This is a genomic window from Pseudomonas sp. CHM02 (genome assembly GCF_000612585.1).
GTDB lineage: Bacteria > Pseudomonadota > Gammaproteobacteria > Pseudomonadales > Pseudomonadaceae > Aquipseudomonas.
In genome coordinates this window covers 17,517-36,091 of the sequence record NZ_JFCA01000026.1, presented here as the reverse complement: position 1 = coordinate 36,091, position 18,575 = coordinate 17,517, and the positions used below count along the sequence as shown (strand labels likewise).

The 18,575-nt window shown below is 61.9% G+C and carries 15 protein-coding genes; 5 read left to right on the top strand and 10 right to left on the bottom strand.

What is annotated here, in order from left to right; translation table 11 throughout:
- The first annotated feature begins 190 nt into the window (after positions 1–190).
- Positions 191–1,090, top strand: a complete 900-nt coding sequence (locus BM70_RS0116395; RefSeq protein ID WP_025857019.1) for a LysR family transcriptional regulator — start codon at positions 191–193, stop codon at positions 1,088–1,090.
- Positions 1,091–1,316: 226 nt separating this feature from the next.
- Here the strand turns inward: BM70_RS0116395 and BM70_RS0116390 are convergent, their stop codons facing one another.
- The 10 genes from BM70_RS0116390 to bioB all read right to left on the bottom strand — a co-directional run bounded on the left by BM70_RS0116390 (position 1,317) and on the right by bioB (position 13,739).
- Positions 1,317–3,095: an acyl-CoA dehydrogenase C-terminal domain-containing protein gene (locus BM70_RS0116390; RefSeq protein ID WP_025857018.1), complete on the bottom strand. Its 1,779-nt coding sequence runs from the start codon at positions 3,093–3,095 to the stop codon at positions 1,317–1,319.
- Between the two features lie 122 nt (positions 3,096–3,217).
- Positions 3,218–4,987: an acyl-CoA dehydrogenase C-terminal domain-containing protein gene (locus BM70_RS0116385; protein WP_025857017.1), complete on the bottom strand. Its 1,770-nt coding sequence runs from the start codon at positions 4,985–4,987 to the stop codon at positions 3,218–3,220.
- A gap of 90 nt (positions 4,988–5,077) precedes the next feature.
- Positions 5,078–6,367, bottom strand: a complete 1,290-nt coding sequence (locus BM70_RS0116380) for a diguanylate cyclase (protein ID WP_025857016.1) — start codon at positions 6,365–6,367, stop codon at positions 5,078–5,080.
- 269 nt (positions 6,368–6,636) lie between these two features.
- Positions 6,637–8,442 carry a phenylacyl-CoA dehydrogenase gene (locus BM70_RS0116375; protein WP_025857015.1) on the bottom strand — a complete coding sequence of 602 codons (1,806 nt, stop codon included), beginning with the start codon at positions 8,440–8,442 and terminating at the stop codon, positions 6,637–6,639.
- A 345-nt stretch (positions 8,443–8,787) separates the two neighbouring features.
- Entirely contained in the window at positions 8,788–9,069 is a 282-nt protein-coding gene (locus BM70_RS0116370) for a hypothetical protein (protein WP_025857014.1), read from the bottom strand.
- A 106-nt stretch (positions 9,070–9,175) separates the two neighbouring features.
- Positions 9,176–9,856 (bottom strand): dethiobiotin synthase, encoded by a 681-nt coding sequence (bioD, locus tag BM70_RS0116365; RefSeq protein ID WP_025857012.1) that lies wholly within the window; start codon positions 9,854–9,856, stop codon positions 9,176–9,178.
- Positions 9,853–10,665 (bottom strand): malonyl-ACP O-methyltransferase BioC, encoded by an 813-nt coding sequence (gene bioC, locus BM70_RS0116360; RefSeq protein WP_025857011.1) that lies wholly within the window; start codon positions 10,663–10,665, stop codon positions 9,853–9,855. Before bioC ends, bioD begins: the two co-directional genes overlap by 4 nt.
- Positions 10,658–11,389: an alpha/beta fold hydrolase gene (locus BM70_RS0116355; RefSeq protein ID WP_025857010.1), complete on the bottom strand. Its 732-nt coding sequence runs from the start codon at positions 11,387–11,389 to the stop codon at positions 10,658–10,660. The genes bioC and BM70_RS0116355 overlap by 8 nt, the downstream gene beginning before the upstream one ends.
- On the bottom strand, positions 11,382–12,563 hold the full coding sequence (gene bioF / locus BM70_RS0116350) for an 8-amino-7-oxononanoate synthase (RefSeq protein WP_025857009.1): 1,182 nt from the start codon (positions 12,561–12,563) through the stop codon (positions 11,382–11,384). The genes BM70_RS0116355 and bioF overlap by 8 nt, the downstream gene beginning before the upstream one ends.
- A gap of 120 nt (positions 12,564–12,683) precedes the next feature.
- Positions 12,684–13,739, bottom strand: coding sequence for a biotin synthase BioB (gene bioB, locus BM70_RS0116345; RefSeq protein ID WP_025857008.1), 1,056 nt, complete (start codon positions 13,737–13,739; stop codon positions 12,684–12,686).
- 92 nt (positions 13,740–13,831) lie between these two features.
- Here bioB and BM70_RS0116340 point away from each other — a divergent pair, with 92 nt between their 5' ends.
- The 4 genes from BM70_RS0116340 to BM70_RS0116325 all read left to right on the top strand — a co-directional run bounded on the left by BM70_RS0116340 (position 13,832) and on the right by BM70_RS0116325 (position 18,518).
- Positions 13,832–14,569: a ComF family protein gene (locus BM70_RS0116340; RefSeq protein ID WP_025857007.1), complete on the top strand. Its 738-nt coding sequence runs from the start codon at positions 13,832–13,834 to the stop codon at positions 14,567–14,569.
- Between the two features lie 58 nt (positions 14,570–14,627).
- The gene (locus tag BM70_RS0116335; RefSeq protein WP_025857006.1) at positions 14,628–15,392 is read left to right on the top strand and encodes a TOBE domain-containing protein; all 765 of its coding nucleotides are present in this window, start codon (positions 14,628–14,630) and stop codon (positions 15,390–15,392) included.
- A 79-nt stretch (positions 15,393–15,471) separates the two neighbouring features.
- The gene (locus tag BM70_RS0116330) at positions 15,472–17,370 is read left to right on the top strand and encodes a PhoX family phosphatase (protein ID WP_025857005.1); all 1,899 of its coding nucleotides are present in this window, start codon (positions 15,472–15,474) and stop codon (positions 17,368–17,370) included.
- A 173-nt stretch (positions 17,371–17,543) separates the two neighbouring features.
- Positions 17,544–18,518, top strand: coding sequence for a serine/threonine protein kinase (locus BM70_RS0116325; RefSeq protein ID WP_010207031.1), 975 nt, complete (start codon positions 17,544–17,546; stop codon positions 18,516–18,518).
- Positions 18,519–18,575 lie beyond the last annotated feature (57 nt).

The following is an 18,575-nucleotide window of genomic DNA, read 5'->3' as shown; positions in this document are numbered from 1 at the left end:
CCGGACCTTGGTTGGTATACACCGTATGCCCTGCTTGAAAATTGTTTGCCTTGCCTATGTAAACGCCATCAACATAAACGTTGTTCATTGCTCGATCCGGCCCTGTAAGCCCTGCGAATAGGCGCTAGACTAGGCGTCTCGGGGGCCCACAGCCATTTCGTTTTTCCAGCTTTTTCGATAAGTAAGTCTTATGGATTTCAAGCAACTGCGTTATTTCGTCGCGGTGTATGAGGAAGGCCACGTAGGCCGTGCCGCGGAGCGTCTGTCGATCTCACAGCCGGCGCTGTCGCAACAGATTCGCCAGTTGGAGCAGAACCTGGATGTGAGCCTGTTCGAACGCAGCAGCAAGCGCCTGCTCCCGACACTGGCGGCGCATACGCTGTACAACCACGCCCTGCCACTGATCGATGGAATGCAACAAGCGGTGGAAGCATTGCGCAATTTCAAGGGCCAGGCGATGCGCACCTTGGCCATCGGCGTGCTGCAAACCGTGCACACCAGCCTGGTTCCGCAGATGCTCGAGCGCGTGCGCAAGGCCCAGCCCCACCTGGTGGTGCAAATCTACGAATTGACCGGGCTTGAGATCGAGCGGCGACTGCTCAACGGCTCACTGGACATCGGCATCAGCTACCTGCCGCCACGCCAGCCGGGGCTGCACGGTGTGTTGCTGTATGAAGATGAGTTGAAAGTGGTCATCCCCGAGGACCATCCCTTGAGGGAATTCAAGAAAGTCTCGCTGAAGCAGGCGGCTGAGTTGCCGATGTTGCTGCTGGGGGAAGAGTTCCAGGTCAGGCAGATCTGGCAGGGCCAACTGTCCAACCTCGGACGACGCCCGCAGGTGCAGGCAGAGCTCAACACCATGGTGGGGATCCTCGACAGCTTGCCTCATACAAAGCTGGCGACAGTGCTGCCGGGACGCTCCCAGGACGAGCACAACAGCCAGTTGCTGCTGTGGAAACCCTTGAGTGAACCCAGGGTGCCGCTGAAAGTGGGGTTGGTATGCCGCGATGTGCAGCGCCAGCAGGCGACGGTGGCGCTGCTGCGCACCCTGCTGGAAGACGTGATGAATGCCCCGCAGGCGCCTGCCTGACTTTTTCGCGGGCAAAAGAAAACCCCGCCGAAGCGGGGCTTTGCAGACTGTTTCCCTGACATCCATTTCACTCCGCCGTCCTGGCAGAATCCTACGTGTCCGTGTTGTTGCTTTGCGCTTCCTGCGCGACGTCCATGTGAAGTAGATTATCCGTGGATCCAATCTGGCGATAGAGGACGAATAGCAGCACGTCATGTAAGAGAATGCTTACACGCCCTCCAATCCCTTAAAACAGGGCTTCATCCAGCAAGAACAGCGATTCGCTACCGGCTTTTACCGACGCACTCAGCGAATGAATACGCGGCAACAGGCGGGCAAAGTAGAAGCGCGCGGTGCCCAATTTGCTGGCGTAGAAGTCTTCTTCCGATTCCTTGCCCAACGCGGCCTTGGCCATGCGCGCCCACATGTAGGCATAGGCCATGTAGCCGAAGGCGTGCAGGTACTCCACCGAGGCTGCGCCGATTTCATTCGGGTTGGTCTTGGCGCGGCCCAATACCCAGGCGGTCAACTCGTCCAGGTTATCCACCGCCGCGCTCAGCGGTTGGGTGAATTCAGCCAGTTCGGCACCCGCCGAGGCAATGAACGCGCGGATCTCATCGGCGAACAGGGTGTAGAACGTCCCGCCGCTGCCAACGATCTTGCGCCCCATCAGGTCCAGCGCCTGGATACCGTTGGTGCCTTCGTAGATCTGCGTGATGCGCACATCGCGCACCAGTTGCTCCTGGCCCCACTCGCGAATGTAGCCGTGGCCGCCAAACACTTGCTGGCCCAGCACGGTGGTTTCCAGGCCCAGGTCGCTCAAGAACGCCTTGGCCACCGGCGTCAGCAACGCCACCAGGTTATCCGCACGCTCGCGGGCAGTGGCGTCGTCGCTGAACTTGGCGATGTCCAACTGCGTCGCCACGTAGGTGGAGAACGCTCGGCCGCCTTCGTTGGCAGCTTTCATGGTCAGCAGCATGCGACGCACGTCCGGGTGCACGATGATCGGATCGGCCACTTTGTCCTTGGCCTGGGCGCCGGTAGGTGCACGGCTTTGCAGACGGTCACGCGCATACTCGATCGCGTTCTGGTAGGAACGCTCGCCGGACGCCAGGCCCTGGATGCCCACGCCGAGACGCTCGTAGTTCATCATGGTAAACATTGCCGCCAGACCACGGTTCGGCTCGCCCACCAGATAGCCCACGGCTTCGTCGAAGTTCATCACACAGGTGGCCGATGCCTGAATGCCCATCTTGTGTTCGATGGAGCCACAGCTCACCGGGTTGCGCGCGCCCAGGCTGCCATCGGCATTGACCATGAATTTCGGCACCAGGAACAGCGAGATGCCCTTGGGACCCGCGGGTGCGTCCGGCAGCTTGGCCAGTACCAGGTGAATGATGTTTTCGGTGAGGTCGTGTTCACCACCGGTAATAAAGATCTTGGTGCCGCTGACTTTGTAGGAGCCGTCCGCCTGTGGCTCGGCCTTCGTGCGAATAATCCCCAGATCCGTACCGGCATGCGCCTCGGTCAGGCACATGGAACCGGCCCATTCACCGGAATACATTTTCGGCAGGTAGGCGGCTTTGAGCTCTTCGCTGGCGTGGGTGTTGATCGACACGCAGGCACCGGACGTCAGCATCGGGTACAGGCCGAACGCCAGGCTCGACGAGTTGATCATCTCTTCGACCTGGGCCGACACCGCCTTGGGCATGCCCATGCCACCAAAGACCGGATCACCGCCTACACCCACCCAACCGCCTTGCGCGTAGGTTTTGTAGGCCTGTGGAAATCCGTCCGGGGTGAACACCGCCGTGTTGTCCCAACGGCAACCTTGTTCATCGCCACTGCGGCTGAGCGGGGCAATGGATTTGGCGGTGACCTTGCCGGCTTCTTCGAGGATGGCCTCTACGGTTTCGGCGTCAACGGTGTCTGCCAATGCCGGCAATTGGGCCCAAGTCTTGGCGACCTCAAAGACTTCGTTGAGGACGAAGCGCATATCACGCAGCGGCGCTTTGTAATCAGCCATGGCAAACCTCGTGAGAACGTGAAAAGTAATTCGGTAGGATCGGTTTTACAGGCCCCGAGTGTACCCGAACAACTTTTGAGACACATAGGGTCTACTTGTGACTGACAGGTATTTTTAAGTCATCACACCGCAAACGCCTCCGCAGGCAGACTCATCAGGCATTCGCTGCCCGCTTCCACAGCGGCACGGTGCGTAGCGGTACGCGGCAACAGGCGTTTGAAGTAGAACTCGCAAGTGGCAAGCTTGGCCTTGGCAAAATCAGCGTCTTGTTGCTCAAGGGCAGCAATCGCCATGCGCAGCCACAGGTAGGCGAGAATCACGTAGCCGCTGTACATCAAGTAATCCACAGCCGCCGCGCCCACTTCATCGGGGTTCTTCATCGCGGCCATGCCGACTTTAGTCGTCAGTTCACCCCACTCCCCGTTCAACTGGTTGAGTTGCGCAACATACGCCTTGAGTTGTGGATGCTCGGCATTCGCCCCACAGAACTTATGCACGATCTTGGTAAACCCACGCAGCAGCTTGCCCTGGCTGCCCAACACCTTGCGCCCCAGCAGGTCGAGGGCCTGGATGCCGTTGGTACCTTCATAGATCGGCGCAATCCGCGCATCGCGTGCCAGTTGTTCCATGCCCCATTCACGAATGTAACCGTGGCCGCCAAATACCTGCATGCCGTGATTGGTCACCTCCAGTCCGGTATCGGTCATAAAGGCTTTGCAGATGGGCGTGAGGAACGCCAGCAGGTCTTCGGCGTCCTGGCGCTGGGTGGCGTCGCTGCTCAGGTGCGCCGTGTCGAGCAATTGCGCGGTGAAGTAAGTCAGGGCGCGGTTGCCCTCGTTGAAGGCCTTCATGGTCAGCAACATGCGACGTACATCGGGGTGCACGATAATCGGGTCGGCGGCTTTTTCCGGGGCTTTGGCGCCGGTCAGCGAGCGCATCTGCAGGCGGTCGTTGGCGTATTTGATCGCACCCTGGAAGCTTGCTTCGCCATTGCACAGGCCCTGCATGCCGGTGCCCAGGCGCGCATGGTTCATCATGGTGAACATGCAGTTCAGGCCTTTGTTCGCCTCACCGATCAGAAAGCTCTTGGCGCCATCGAAGTTCAGCACGCAGGTCGCCGACCCCTTGATACCCATCTTGTGTTCGATGGACCCGCAGTGCACCGCGTTGCGCTCGCCGGAGTCGGCATGGAACTTGGGCACGATAAACAGCGAGATGCCCTTGGTGCCCGCCGGCGCATCCGGCAGCTTGGCCAGCACCAGATGGATGATATTGGCGCTCATGTCGTGTTCGCCGGCCGAGATGAAGATCTTGCTGCCGGTGACCGCATAGCTGCCGTCCGCCTGGGGCACGGCGCGGGTCTTGATCAGGCCCAGGTCGGTGCCGCAGTGGGCCTCGGTGAGGCACATGGTGCCGGTCCATTCGCCGGCCGTCAGCTTGCTCAGGAAAATGTCTTTCTGCTCGGCGGTGCCATGGGCGTGGATCGCCGACATCGCGCCGTGGGTCAGCCCAGGGTACATGCCCCAGGAAGTGTTGCTGGAGCCGATCATTTCACTGAGCACCAGGCCCAGTGACTGCGGCAGTCCCTGGCCACCGTAGGCCGGGTCCGCCGCCACACCGTGCCAGCCACCTTCCACGTATTGGGCGAAGGCCTCTTTGAAGCCCTTGGGCGTGGTGACCACGCCATTATCGAAATGGCAGCCTTCTTCGTCGCCGCTGCGGTTGAGCGGAGCGAGCACGTTCTCGCAGAATTTCGCGCCTTCCTCGAGGATCGCACTGACCATGTCCGGGCTGGCGTCGGTCGCCCCCAACGCGGCGTAGTGGCCGTGGAAATCGAATACGTTGTCGATCAGGAAGCGCATGTCGCGAAGGGGAGCTTTGTACTCAGGCATGGCAATGTCTCCGTCAGCAGATGGCTTCAACCTACTGCCAGCCCCTGCCTCGGACAATCACTGTAGAACCGCTGAATACACCGCCATCACTCAACCGGCAGCGCCCTCCATGCGCACTGCACCACGGCGGGTCTGCCCGGCCGCCACCACGCAGTTACGCCCGGCGCCCTTGGCGGCGTAAAGCGCCTGGTCGGCGGACTTGAGCACTTCTTCCGGCGTGCGCTGCTCGGCCTGGCGTTCGGCGACACCGATGCTGATGGTCACCGACACGCTGGAGGCGCCGTTGCCCGAGCGGCGCTGGCGACCTTGTTGATCGTCCTGGGGGCGGTCCGAATTGCGCAGCTTGATGTCATAGTCGGCGATGATCTCGCGGATCTCCTCCAGATGCGGCAAGCATTCCTCCACCGTCTTGCCGGCAAACACCACGGCGAACTCTTCACCGCCATAGCGGTAGGCGCGCCCGCCGCCATTGACCTTGGACAGCTTGCTCGCGACCAGCCGCAGCACTTGGTCACCGACGTCATGGCCATGGGTGTCGTTGAAGCGCTTGAAGTGGTCGACGTCGCTCATCGCCAGCACATAGTTGCGCCCCAGTCGCTGCATGCGCTCGTTCAACGCGCGACGCCCCGGCAGGCCGGTCAGCTCATCGCGGAAGGCCATTTGATACGCCTCGTGGGCCACGCCGGCGGCGATCATCAGCATCACCTGGCTGCACATGATGTTCAGGGTGAATGGCAGGATGAACGTCTGCGGCAACATCCAGAACATCCCGAGCAGCCCCACCAGTTGCGCCGCATGCAGCGGGCGTGGCTGGTACCAGTACTGCGCCGCGAGGGTCAGGAAGCCGATCAGGAACATCGGGTACGACAACTGGATCAGGCTCATCCAACTGCCATGCAGCGCCGGCCAGCGAATCTCCGCCAGCCAGTTCAGCACCGCCTGGGGATAACTCTGCTCCAGCGCCAAGGCCACGCTGCCGACTGCCAGCAACACCGCGCCACGGGCGACGAAGTCACGGAACAGGTGAGTCTTCTCCTGCCACAGCGCGTAGATGCTGAACAACAACGGCAGCAGCAGGCAGCACAAGTGAAACACCACCGCCGCGTCATCGCGCACGCGGCCGTGGTCGCGATAGAAGTCGGTCTGGGTATCGAGCAGGAAGTAAGCGATATACACCGTGATCATCAGGAACAGTTCACGCTGGCGGCGGTACACCGCGCAGTACGAACCGCCGAGCAACAGCACCAGGGTCGGCAACACATTGAACAGCGAAGTGAAGAAGACGTTGAGGTCCTTGACATACGCAGCCGAAAGCCCGGCCAGCAAGAGCAGCAACGAAGGTAAAAAATGACTGAAGCGTACAGCGGACACGCGCGACAAGGGTAAAACTCCGACCCGCAAAAAATGATGGCACTGTGCCTTGTTGCGGACAGTTAAGCACAACCTGTCGAACATGTATCACATTGCCATCACTGTAACGGCAGCCGGCGGCAATCCCTGAGCGCGGTGCTGTGGTTTTTTATTTTGGGGGCTGCCTGAGCAAACGTGGCGCCTGTGGATTTTTCGCGAGCGGGTTCGCTCCTGCAAAAAAGCAAAAAAGCCGCCGCTCCCGGAAGGAGCGGCGGCTTTGGAGGTGAAGCCGGTTTGGCTTAGTAAGCCAGGCCGAAGTCTTCTTCTTTCATGTCCATCAGGTTATTGGCGCCCGACAGCATGGTAGCTACGTGAGTGCGAGTACGCGGCAGGATGCGCTGGAAGTAGAAGCGCGCAGTCTGCAGCTTGGCGGTGTAGAACGCCTCTTCGGTGGTGCCGGCAGCCAGTTTCTCCGCAGCCAGGCGCGCCATGTCGGCCCAGAAGTAAGCCAGGCAGGCGTAACCGGAGTACATCAGGTAGTCCACCGAAGCGGCACCCACTTCTTCGCGGTCTTTCATCGCGGCCATGCCGACCTTCATGGTCAACTCGCCCCACTCTTTGTTCAGTGCAGCCAGCGGTGCGACGAACTCTTTGACGGCTTCGTTGCCTTCGTTGGCCTGGCAGAACTTGTGCACGATCTTGGTGAAGCCCTTGAGCGCTTCGCCCTGGGTCATCAGCACTTTACGACCGAGCAGGTCCAGGGCCTGGATGCCGGTGGTGCCTTCGTACAGCATCGAAATGCGGCTGTCGCGAACGTTCTGCTCCATGCCCCACTCGGCGATGAAGCCGTGGCCGCCGTAGATCTGCACGCCGTGGTTGGCCGATTCAAAGCCGACTTCGGTCATGAACGCCTTGGCGATCGGAGTCATGAAGGCCAGCAGGCCATCGGCCTGTTTCTTGGCTTCGTCGTCGGTACCGTATTTGACGATGTCCACTTGCTTGGCGGTGAAGTACACCATCGCACGGTTGCCTTCGGCGAAGGCTTTCATGGTCAGCAGCATGCGGCGCACGTCTGGGTGCACGATGATCGGGTCAGCGGCTTTGTCCGGCGCTTTCGGGCCGGTCAGCGAACGCATTTGCAGGCGGTCACGCGCATATTTCAGGCCGCCCTGGAAGCCGATCTCGGCGTGGGACAGGCCTTGCAGCGCGGTGCCCAGGCGAGCGGTGTTCATAAAGGTGAACATGCAGTTCAGGCCTTTGTTCGCCGGGCCGATCAGGAAACCGGTGGCCGCGTCGAAATTCATCACGCAGGTGGCGTTGCCGTGGATGCCCATCTTGTGTTCCAGGGAACCGCAGGTCACCGCGTTGCGCTCACCGATCGAGCCATCGGCGTTCGGCAGGAACTTCGGCACGATGAACAGCGAGATGCCTTTGGTGCCAGCCGGTGCGTCCGGCAGGCGGGCCAGTACGATGTGGACGATGTTGTCGGCCATGTCGTGCTCACCGGCCGAGATGAAGATCTTGGTGCCGGAAACTTTATAGGAACCATCAGCCTGAGGCTCGGCCTTGGTGCGCAACATGCCCAGGTCGGTGCCGCAGTGTGGCTCGGTCAGGCACATGGTGCCGGTCCATTCGCCCGAGACCAGTTTGGTCAAGTAAGCGGTTTGCTGCTCGGGGGTACCGTGCTCGGAAATGGTGTTCATCGCACCATGGGACAAGCCCGGGTACATGCCCCACGACCAGTTGGCGGCGCCCACCATTTCGCTCACGGCCAGGCCCAGGGATTCCGGCAAGCCTTGGCCGCCGTGCTCCACGTCGTGGGCCAGGCTTGGCCAGCCGCCTTCGACGAATTGTTTGTAGGCTTCTTTGAAACCAGTAGGGGTCTTAACGCCTGACTCGCTCCAGGTGCACCCTTCGATGTCGCCCACGCGGTTCAACGGTGCCAGCACTTGCTCACAGAACTTGGCGCCTTCTTCAAGGATGGCGTCAACCATGTCCGGGGTAGCGTCCTGGCAAGCCGGCAGGCTCTGATAGTGCGCTTCATAGCCGAGCAGTTCGTCACGAACGAAGCGAATATCACGCAAGGGGGCCTTGTAGTCAGGCATAGCGATAAACCTCTGCTGATGTATCTGGAATGAACAACCGCGTGGAATTGTGTTGTAGCGGTCAAACAGGTGTTTGAAACATACGTTTACCACTTGGGGATGTCAAGCGTCGTCCAGATGCCGTTTGTCATGACGTGAATCAATCGCGCGCACGGCAACGCCTGCGGCGAGATGCCACAAGGGATTGAGGAGAGAATAGAAGTTCAGTGCGATGACGCAGGGCGAATGTGGGAGCGGGCTTGTTCGCGAAAGCGGTAGATCATTCAACTGATGTGTTGGTTGAAGGACCGATTTCGCGAGCAAGCCCGCCCCCATAAAAAAGCCAAGGCGCGGACAAAAAGGGGGTTAAGCGTAGGTGTCGATCAAAGTACCGAGCATTTCATCCGACGCCTTGGCGACTTTTGCGCCGAGCTCCACCTGGAACTTGCCTTGGGCCATTTCGACCATGTTGCTGGCCGAGTTGGACGGCTGGGCGCGGTCGTTGGCTTGCAGACGGTCGCTTTGCGCGTCCGATGGCTGGGTCGTCGCGGCGCTGGCAATCTTGCCGGCAGCCTGATCGACACGGTTCTGCCCGGCCTGAATAGTGCTCAGCCCCGAGTAAAACGCGCTGCTTCCAGAGATTTCCATGGCGTAAGCCTGCCTTTAGAGAATCGTGAAGTCGAATTGAAGCAGATATCCCGGCAAAGGGCTCGTCAAAAACACTAATGGCATAATGCCTTATCGATAGCCAAAATCAGTCAAGCAGGTCCAGCTGCAAGTATTCCGCCACGGCGTCGGCCCCGGCGTGCTTGAGTTTGGGCACGCGCCCCAGGCACGGAGCAGGCAACCGCTCCGCCAGGGTGGCGAGGTTTTCTTCCAGACGAGAGGTCTTGGGGTCGATGATATTGGCCACCCACCCCGCCAGCGGCAAACCGTCCCGGGCGATGGCTTCGGCGGTCAGCAAGGCATGGCTGATGCAGCCCAGGCGCACGCCCACCACCAAAATCACCGGCAGCTTGAGCGCCGTGGCCAGGTCCGACAAGTTGGCCTGATCGGCCAAAGGCACGCGCCAGCCGCCCGCGCCCTCGATCAAGGTGAAATCCGCTTGCCGCGCCAGGATCTGCTGCATGGGCTTCAACAAGGATTGCACCGTGAGCGGGACTCCCGCCTCACGCGCCGCCAGATGAGGTGCGATGGCGGGTTCAAACGCCACCGGGTTGACCTCGGCATACGTCAGCGGCAATGAACACTCAGCCAGCAGCGCCAGGGCATCGGCGTTGCGCAAGCCTTTGGACGTGACCTGGCAGCCCGACGCGACGGGTTTACCGGCAGCCGTGCTTCGGCCGGCCAGCCGCGCCGCGTGCAACAGGCCAGCGGCGACGGTGGTCTTGCCGACATCGGTGTCGGTGCCGGTGATGAAGTAAGCGGCGCTCATAAAGGTTTCTCCAATACGGCATACACCACTTGGTAAGTCGCCGGCAGGCCTCGGGCCTGGCGGAACCGCTCATACGCTTGCACCAGTGCAACAATCCGCGCGCGCCCCGTCAACCCTCCCGGACGCCCTGGGTTGAGGTTGTGCGCGCCCAATGCCTTCAATTCATGGGTCAGGCTGCGCACATCCGGGTAATGCAGCACATGGGGACGCCGCTCCAGGCTGACCACCCGCAGGCCGCTGCCCGCACACAGTTGTTGATAGGCCTCGAAGGTGCGAAAGCGATTGACGTGCACCAGGCCGTCCACCGCGCGCCAGCTTTCACGCAGCTCTTCCAGAGTGCCCACGCAGAGACTGGCGAAGGCCAGTACACCGCCCGGTTGCAACACGCGATAGGCCTCGCTGAGTACCGCGTCGAAGTTAGCGCACCACTGCACCGCCAAGCTCGAGTAGATCAGCCCCACACTTTCAGCCTTGAGCGGCAAGCGTTCTGCATCACCCGCGATGAAGTGATGCGCGCCCCCCAAGGGGCGTGCGTGGTTAAGCATGCCTTCGGCGATATCCAGCGCCACGCCCTGGCTGGCGGGTAACTGCTCACCCAGCACACGGCTGAAATAGCCCGTGCCGCACCCCATGTCCAGCCAGCGTTTTGGCGCGATGCCAGCCGGCAGACGTGCCAGCAATTGGCTGCCCACCGCGCGCTGCAATTCGGCAACGCTGTCGTAACTGGCAGCCGCACGGGAAAACGACGCTGCGACCAGGCGCTTGTCCGGCAAGCCACCCGGCAGCGGGGCGTGGGATAAATCAGTCATCGACGCACTCATGCAAAAAAGCCTGGATCGCCCCCGCAACACCGTGGGGGTCTTCCAGAAGAAAAGCGTGGCCGGCCTGTTCAATCAGGCCGATTTCAACATCGGGGAGCAGGGCCAGCAGGGCGCTGGCGGCTTCGGCGGGCACCAAGCCGTCGAGGCCGGCGAACAGGTGCAACTGTGGGCCGCGATAAGCCAGCAAGGCTTCACGGGTATCGAGTTGGGCAAGCAGTTCAAGCCCGGGCATCAGAACACTCGAAGGCGTATTCGGCGCACCGCTGACCAGCAACCGCGACAACCCGCGCGGGTCTTCGGCGCCCTTGGCACACAACAAGCCGAAGCGCTTGAGGGTGACTTGAGAGTCCGCGTGGCAACCGGCAAGGAACGCATCGAAGGTCTCGCCGGGCATCGCGTTCGGCCAACCCTCGTGGGCGACAAAACACGGGTTGCTGGCCAGGGTCAGCAGGCCGCAACAGCGTTCGCCGCGCCGCGCTGCCAGTTCCGAAGCCAGCATGCCACCCAGGGACCAACCGCCGAGCCAGGCATTGTCCGGCAAGGTAGCGTCGAGTTCGTCGAGCCATTCATGCAGGTCGCTGGAGTCCAACGCGGGCAACGGCTCGATTTGCACCTGCAGGTGCTCGTCCAGGCCTTGCAAGGCAGCGGCCAATGGCTCCAGCGGCGATACGCCGAGGCCCCAGCCGGGGAGCAATATCAGTCGATCACGCATGGTCGGGCTCCGAACGGCCTAACAACCGAAAACACGCTTCCAATGCGTTTAACAATAGCTGCACCTGCGCCTCGCTGTGGGCCGCCGTCAGTGTCACGCGTAAACGCGCGCTGCCGGCCGGCACGGTAGGGGGACGGATCGCGGTCACCATCAGGCCGCGTTCGCGCAGCATCTGCGACAGGCGCACGGCCTTGGCGCTGTCGCCGATCAGGATCGGCTGGATCGGCGTGAAGCTGTCCATCAGGTCCAGGCCAAGCTGTTCGGCACCCTGGCGGAATTGGCGGATCAGAGCGTTGAGATGCTCGCGCCGCCAGTGTTCGGTGCGCAGCAGCTCCAGGCTTTTCAAGGTCGCGCAGGCCAGGGCGGGCGGTTGGCTGGTGGTGTAGATGTACGGGCGGGCGAACTGGATCAGGCTTTCGACCAGCTCTTCACTGCCGGCCACAAAAGCGCCGGCGGTGCCGAACGCTTTGCCAAGGGTGCCGACCAATACCGGCACGTCATCCTGGCTCAGACCGAAATGCTCGACGATCCCACCGCCATTGGCGCCCAATGGGCCGAAGCCATGGGCATCGTCCACCATCAACCAGGCGCCTTTGGCCTTGGTTTCACGGGCCAGCGCGGGCAGGTCTGCCAGGTCGCCGTCCATGCTGAACACGCCGTCGGTGACCACCAGGGTATTGCCGGTGGCTTTCTCCAGGCGCTTGGCCAGGCTGGCAGCGTCGTTGTGCAGGTAGCGGTTGAAGCGCGCACCGGACAACAGGCCGGCATCCAGCAGCGAAGCATGGTTGAGACGGTCTTCCAGCACCGTATCGCCCTGCCCCACCAACGCCGTGACTGCGCCGAGGTTGGCCATGTAGCCAGTGGTAAACAGCAGCGCACGCGGGCGACCGGTGAGGTCGGCCAGGGCCTCTTCCAGTTCATGGTGCGGCGTGGCATGGCCGACCACCAGGTGCGAAGCGCCGCCGCCCACACCCCAACGGGAGGAACCGGCGCGCCAGGCCTCGATCACTTGCGGGTGATTGGCCAGGCCCAGGTAATCGTTGTTGCAGAACGCCAGCAGTGGCTGGCCGTCCACCACCACTTCCGGGCCTTGGGGGCTGTCCAGCAGCGGGCGTTGGCGATAAAGGTGTTCGGCACGGCGGGCAGCGAGGCGCGCGGCGAGATCGAAAGACATGCTGGCCTCGGTTTAACAGGATTAATTCAGTCGAGAATGTCGGAGGGGCTGCTTCGCAGCCCAGCGCAGGACAAGCCCGCTCACCACAGCACGCCGGCGCCTACAGGAATGGCATTTCAATCACACGACGGCGTTATAGAACTGCTCGCTGCTCTTCTGCTCCACCAACGCCTGCTCGATTGCCGCCTGATGCACCTCATCGGCGTGCTCTTCGCGCGCTTCCGGCAGGATGCCCAGGCGCGAGAACAGTTGCATGTCCTTGTCGGCCTGCGGGTTGGCGGTGGTCAGCAACTTGTCCCCGTAGAAGATCGAGTTGGCACCGGCAAAGAACGCCAGGGCCTGCATCTGTTCGTTCATCGCCTCACGGCCGGCCGAGAGGCGCACGTGGGACTGCGGCATCAGGATGCGCGCCACGGCAAGCATGCGGATGAAGTCGAACGGGTCGATGTCTTCGGCGTTTTCCAGCGGCGTACCCGCGACCTTCACCAGCATGTTGATTGGCACCGATTCCGGATGCTCCGGCAGGTTGGCCAGTTGGATCAGCAAATTGGCGCGGTCATCGAGGGACTCGCCCATGCCGAGGATGCCACCGGAGCAGATCTTCATCCCCGAATCACGCACGTAGGCCAGGGTTTGCAGGCGCTCGCTGTAGGTGCGGGTTGTGATGATGCTGCCGTAGAACTCCGGCGAGGTGTCGAGGTTATGGTTGTAGTAGTCGAGGCCGGCCTGGGCCAGGGCTTCGGTCTGTTCCTGGTCGAGACGGCCGAGGGTCATGCAGGTTTCCAGGCCCATGGCCTTCACGCCTTTGACCATCTGCAGCACGTAGGGCATGTCTTTGGCCGACGGGTGCTTCCAGGCGGCACCCATGCAGAAACGGGTCGAACCGATGGCCTTGGCGCGGGCAGCCTCTTCGAGGACCTTCTGCACTTCCATCAGCTTCTCTTTTTCCAGGCCGGTGTTGTAGTGACCCGACTGCGGACAATATTTGCAATCTTCCGGGCAGGCACCGGTTTTGATCGAGAGCAGCGTCGACACTTGCACACGATTGGCGTCGAAATGCGCGCGGTGCACGGTCTGCGCCTGGAACAGCAGGTCATTGAAGGGCTGCACGAACAGCGCTTTGACTTCGGCGAGGGACCAATCGTGACGCAAAGTGGCAGTGGTGCTGGCGCTCATGGGCGATTCCTTGATTATGCTTTGGCAAGCGCTGTGGGAAGGGCAATACCCACAGGCACGACACGGATGCTCGGCATATTTAAGGAAGATTCATGCACTGTCAACCCAACCACAAACACAAGGTTTACATCTGGCTAAAAAACATACAGACCTGTTTAATCTGTGATGAAACGACAGATTCCGCCGATTGTGCGTGCAACGCCTGCGAAACAGAACTGCCATGGCTGATGGAGCGCTGTGACGTGTGCGCCCTGCCCTTGCCCATGGAGGGTTTGATCTGTGGCCAATGCCAGCAACGACCACCGGCCTTTAAACAGGTGATCGCGCCCTGGACCTACAGCTTTCCCATCGACAGCCTGATCAGCCGCTTCAAGCATCAGGCACGCTGGCCCCTCGGGCAGATGCTTGCACGGCTGTTGGCGCAACACCTGCAACACCGCCTCGACAACACTGAACTCGCACGGCCCGACTGCCTGCTGCCGGTGCCCATGGCCCGCAAGCGCCTGCGCGAGCGCGGCTATAACCAGGCGTTGATGCTGGCGCGCTGGCTCAGCAACGACTTGCACATCCCCTACGATGAACACCTGTTGTTACGCCCCCATGAAACCGTTGCCCAGCAAGCCCTCGACGCCAAGACCCGCAAGCGCAACCTGCTCGGCGCCTTCGCCCTGGCGCCCGACGCCCAGGTGCAGGGCCGTCACCTGGCCCTGGTGGACGATGTGCTGACCACCGGCGCCACCGCCCACAGCCTGGCGCGGTTGTTAATGAACGCTGGTGCACGCCAGGTCGACGTGTACTGCCTGGCGCGCACGCCCAAACCCGGCAGCTGACTTGACTCCGGCCCACCTTGCCCGCAACGTTCAGCCCATCACATCGAAGCGTATCCACATGTCTCTGCCGACCTCTCTCAGCCAACACATCATCCGTCGCCCCCAGCGCATTGCCCTGCTGGCGCATATCGCCGAGCAGGGTTCCATCACCCGCGCAGCGAAAAGCGCAGGCTTGAGTTACAAGGCGGCGTGGGATGCCATCGACGAGCTGAACAATCTGGCGCAAAAGCCCTTGGTGGAACGCAGCGTGGGAGGCAAGGGCGGCGGCGGCGCCAGACTGACGACCGAAGGTGAGCGCGTGTTGCGTCTTTACCAGCGCCTGCAAGTGTTGCAGGCCGAAGTGCTGGGCTCCGATGAAGCGGCCAGCGACTTCAACCTGCTGGGGCGCTTGATGCTGCGTACCAGTGCGCGCAATCAACTGCACGGCCAGGTCATCGCCATCGAGCAGCATGGCCGTAACGACCTGATCCGCCTGCAACTGGCTGGCGGATTGACCCTGAATGCGCAGATCACCCACAACAGCACACAACGGCTGGAACTGGAAACCGGCGTGGAAGTGTTCGCGCTGATCAAGGCCGGCTGGCTGGAATTGCTGGCGGCCGAACACTCTGCAACACCTGGACACAATTGCATGAGCGGCACCGTCGACGCCATTCTCGACGCCGACGACGGCCCCAGCGAAGTCCGCATCGCCCTGCCCAACGGCCAGGTTTTATGCGCCCTGGCGCAGCCCGACGCACTCAAGGCCCTGGGCGCCGCCGAGGGCCAGGCGATCCAGGTGCAATTCGCACCGAGCAATGTGCTGCTCGGTACGCCGGTGTAGCCGCTTCGCGTATTCAAACTGCAACAATTTCGTCACGCCCGCTCCTTATGGTGTCTGCAAAAACCGCAGGGAGCCTGAGATGAGCCTATTAGAAGAAAACCAAGCCACCGACCTTGAACAGATGGTTGGCCTCACCCGCCGCCGCTTCATCGGCGCCGGTGCCTTGTGCGGTGCCGCGATGTTCCTCGGCGGCAACCTGCTGACCCGCAGCGCCCTGGCCGTCAACGCCGCCAGCGCCAGCCCGCTGCTGGGCTTTACCAGCATCGCCGCCGCCACCAGCGACGCCATCACCTTGCCGCCGGGCTACAGCGCCTCGGTGCTGATCAGTTGGGGCCAGCCGTTGAGCAAGAGCGCACCGGCCTTCGACCCGTCCGGCAACGGCACGGCCAAGGCCCAGGAACAGCAGTTCGGCGACAACAATGACGGCATGAGCCTGTTCGCCTTCCCCGGCGACGACAACCGCGCGCTGATGGCGATCAACAACGAATACACCAACTACCGCTACCTCTTCGCCCACGGCGGCGCGCCGCAATCGGCCGAAGACGTGCACAAGGCCCAGGCCAGCGAAGGCGTGTCGGTGATCGAAGTGCGGCGCAAGGGCGACACCTGGCAGTTCGTGCAGGACTCGCGCTACAACCGGCGCATCCACGGCAACTCGCCGATCCGTCTCAGCGGTCCCGCCGCCGGCCACGCCTGGCTGAAAACCAGCGCCGACAAAACCGGCAAGAAGGCCCTCGGTACTTTCCAGAACTGCGCCAACGGCAAGACGCCGTGGGGCACTTACCTGACCTGCGAAGAGAACTTCACTGACTGCTTCGGCAGCAGCAACCCACAGCAAACCTTCGACGCCGGACAGAAGCGCTATGGCGTGGTGGCGGCCAGCAAGGACATCAACTGGCACCCGCACGACCCGCGCTTCGACATCGCCAAGAACCCCAACGAACTCAATCGCCATGGCTGGGTGGTGGAAATCGACCCGTTCGACCCGCAGTCCACGCCGGTCAAGCGCACCGCCCTGGGCCGCTTCAAGCACGAAAACGCTGCCCTGGCCGAAACCCATGACGGCCGCGCCGTGGTGTACATGGGCGACGACGAGCGCGGCGAGTTCATCTACAAGTTCGTCAGCCGCGACAAGATCAACCACAAGAACCCCAAGGCCAACAAAGACCTGCTCGACCACGGCACGTTGTACGTGGCGATTTTCGACGCGGGCGACGGCAACGCCGACCACCCCAAGGGCAAGGGCCAATGGGTCGAGTTGACGCACGGCAAGAACGGCATCGACGCCAGCACCGGCTTTGCCAGCCAGGCCGAAGTGCTGATCCACGCGCGCCTCGCTGCCAGCGTAGTGAAAGCCACGCGCATGGACCGTCCGGAATGGATCGTGGTCAGCCCCACCGATGGCCAAGTCTACTGCACCCTCACCAACAATGCCAAGCGCGGTGAGGACGGCCAGCCGGTGGGCGGGCCCAACCCGCGCGAAAAAAACGTCTACGGCCAGATCCTGCGCTGGAAAGCCGACGCCGATAACCACGGCGCCAGCGAATTCAGCTGGGACCTGTTTGTGGTGGCCGGCAACCCCGGCGTCCACGCAGGTTCGCCCAAGGGCGGCTCGTCGAACATCAACCCGCAGAACATGTTCAACAGCCCCGATGGCCTGGGTTTCGACAAGGCCGGCCGCTTGTGGATTCTCACCGACGGCGACTACAGCAATGCCGGTGACTTCGCGGGGATGGGCAATAACCAGATGCTCTGCGCCGACCCGTCCACCGGGGAAATTCGCCGTTTCATGGTCGGGCCGGTGGCCTGTGAGGTCACAGGCATCAGCTTCTCGCCGGATCAGAAGACGTTGTTTGTGGGGATCCAGCACCCTGGCGAAACGGGCGGTTCAACCTGGCCGGAGCATCTGCCGAACGGCAAGCCGCGCTCGTCGGTGATGGCGATTCGTAGGGATGACGGCGGTATCGTCGGGGCCTGATCGGGCCTTGTGGTGAGCGGGCTTGCCCGCGCTGGAGTGCGTAGCGCTCCCGTTTTTCTGGGGCCGCTACGCAACCCAGCGCGGGGCAAGCCCGCTCACCACAGCACAGTCACCTCCTATCACTGATACCATACCCGGCCGGACGCGGCGCCCTGCTGCGCGCAGGAGTTCGCATGGCCCACCCGTTTGAAACACTCACCCCCGACCTGGTACTCGACGCTGTCGAAAGCATCGGTTTCCTCAGCGATGCTCGTGTGCTGGCGCTCAACAGCTACGAAAACCGCGTCTATCAAGTGGGCATCGAAGACTCGGAACCGCTGATCGCCAAGTTCTATCGCCCGCAGCGCTGGACCAACGAGGCGATTCTCGAAGAGCACCGCTTTACCTTCGAGCTGGCCGAATGCGAAGTGCCGGTGGTTGCGCCACTTATCCACAACGGCGAAAGCCTGTTCGAACATGCCGGTTTCCGTTTCACCCTGTTCCCCCGCCGTGGCGGCCGTGCACCGGAGCCAGGCAATCTCGATCAGCTTTACCGTCTTGGGCAACTGCTCGGTCGTCTGCATGCGGTGGGCTCCACGCGCCCGTTCGAACACCGTGAAGCCCTGGGCGTGAAGAACTTCGGTCACGACTCCCTCACCACGCTGCTGGAAGGCAATTTCATTCCCAAGAGCCTGCTGCCGGCCTACGAGTCCGTTGCCCGCGACCTGCTCAAGCGTGTGGAAGAGGTGTACAAGGCCACACCGCACAAAAACATCCGCATGCACGGCGACTGCCACCCCGGCAACATGATGTGCCGTGACGAGATGTTCCATATCGTCGACCTGGATGACTGCCGCATGGGCCCGGCAGTGCAGGACCTGTGGATGATGCTCGCCGGGGATCGTCAGGAATGCCTGGGCCAACTGTCGGAACTGATGGACGGCTATCAGGAGTTCCACGACTTCGATCCGCGTGAATTGGCGCTGATCGAACCTTTGCGCGCCCTGCGCCTGATGCATTACAGCGCCTGGCTGGCGCGTCGCTGGGATGACCCGGCGTTCCCCCACAGCTTTCCATGGTTTGGCAGCGAGCGTTATTGGGGCGATCAGGTGTTGGCGTTGCGTGAGCAACTCTCGGCCCTCAACGAAGAACCCCTGAAACTCTTCTGACAGCTTCTCTGTGGGAGCCGGGCTTGCCCGCGATGCACACGCCTCGGTTTTGCAGGA

Excerpts from the sequence above, each read along its gene's own strand:
- bioF (WP_025857009.1), bottom strand. The coding sequence starts at position 12,563 with ATGTCTTTCGATCTCGCCGCGCGCCTCGCTGCCCGCCGTGCCGAACAC.
- BM70_RS0116370 (WP_025857014.1), bottom strand. The coding sequence starts at position 9,069 with ATGGAAATCTCTGGAAGCAGCGCGTTTTACTCGGGGCTGAGCACTATT.
- BM70_RS0116340 (WP_025857007.1), top strand. The coding sequence starts at position 13,832 with ATGCACTGTCAACCCAACCACAAACACAAGGTTTACATCTGGCTAAAA.
- BM70_RS0116375 (WP_025857015.1), bottom strand. The coding sequence starts at position 8,442 with ATGCCTGACTACAAGGCCCCCTTGCGTGATATTCGCTTCGTTCGTGAC.
- bioC (WP_025857011.1), bottom strand. The coding sequence starts at position 10,665 with ATGACTGATTTATCCCACGCCCCGCTGCCGGGTGGCTTGCCGGACAAG.
- BM70_RS0116330 (WP_025857005.1), top strand. The coding sequence starts at position 15,472 with ATGAGCCTATTAGAAGAAAACCAAGCCACCGACCTTGAACAGATGGTT.
- BM70_RS0116325 (WP_010207031.1), top strand. The coding sequence starts at position 17,544 with ATGGCCCACCCGTTTGAAACACTCACCCCCGACCTGGTACTCGACGCT.
- bioD (WP_025857012.1), bottom strand. The coding sequence starts at position 9,856 with ATGAGCGCCGCTTACTTCATCACCGGCACCGACACCGATGTCGGCAAG.
- BM70_RS0116355 (WP_025857010.1), bottom strand. The coding sequence starts at position 11,389 with ATGCGTGATCGACTGATATTGCTCCCCGGCTGGGGCCTCGGCGTATCG.
- BM70_RS0116390 (WP_025857018.1), bottom strand. The coding sequence starts at position 3,095 with ATGGCTGATTACAAAGCGCCGCTGCGTGATATGCGCTTCGTCCTCAAC.
- BM70_RS0116385 (WP_025857017.1), bottom strand. The coding sequence starts at position 4,987 with ATGCCTGAGTACAAAGCTCCCCTTCGCGACATGCGCTTCCTGATCGAC.
- bioB (WP_025857008.1), bottom strand. The coding sequence starts at position 13,739 with ATGAGCGCCAGCACCACTGCCACTTTGCGTCACGATTGGTCCCTCGCC.
- BM70_RS0116335 (WP_025857006.1), top strand. The coding sequence starts at position 14,628 with ATGTCTCTGCCGACCTCTCTCAGCCAACACATCATCCGTCGCCCCCAG.
- BM70_RS0116395 (WP_025857019.1), top strand. The coding sequence starts at position 191 with ATGGATTTCAAGCAACTGCGTTATTTCGTCGCGGTGTATGAGGAAGGC.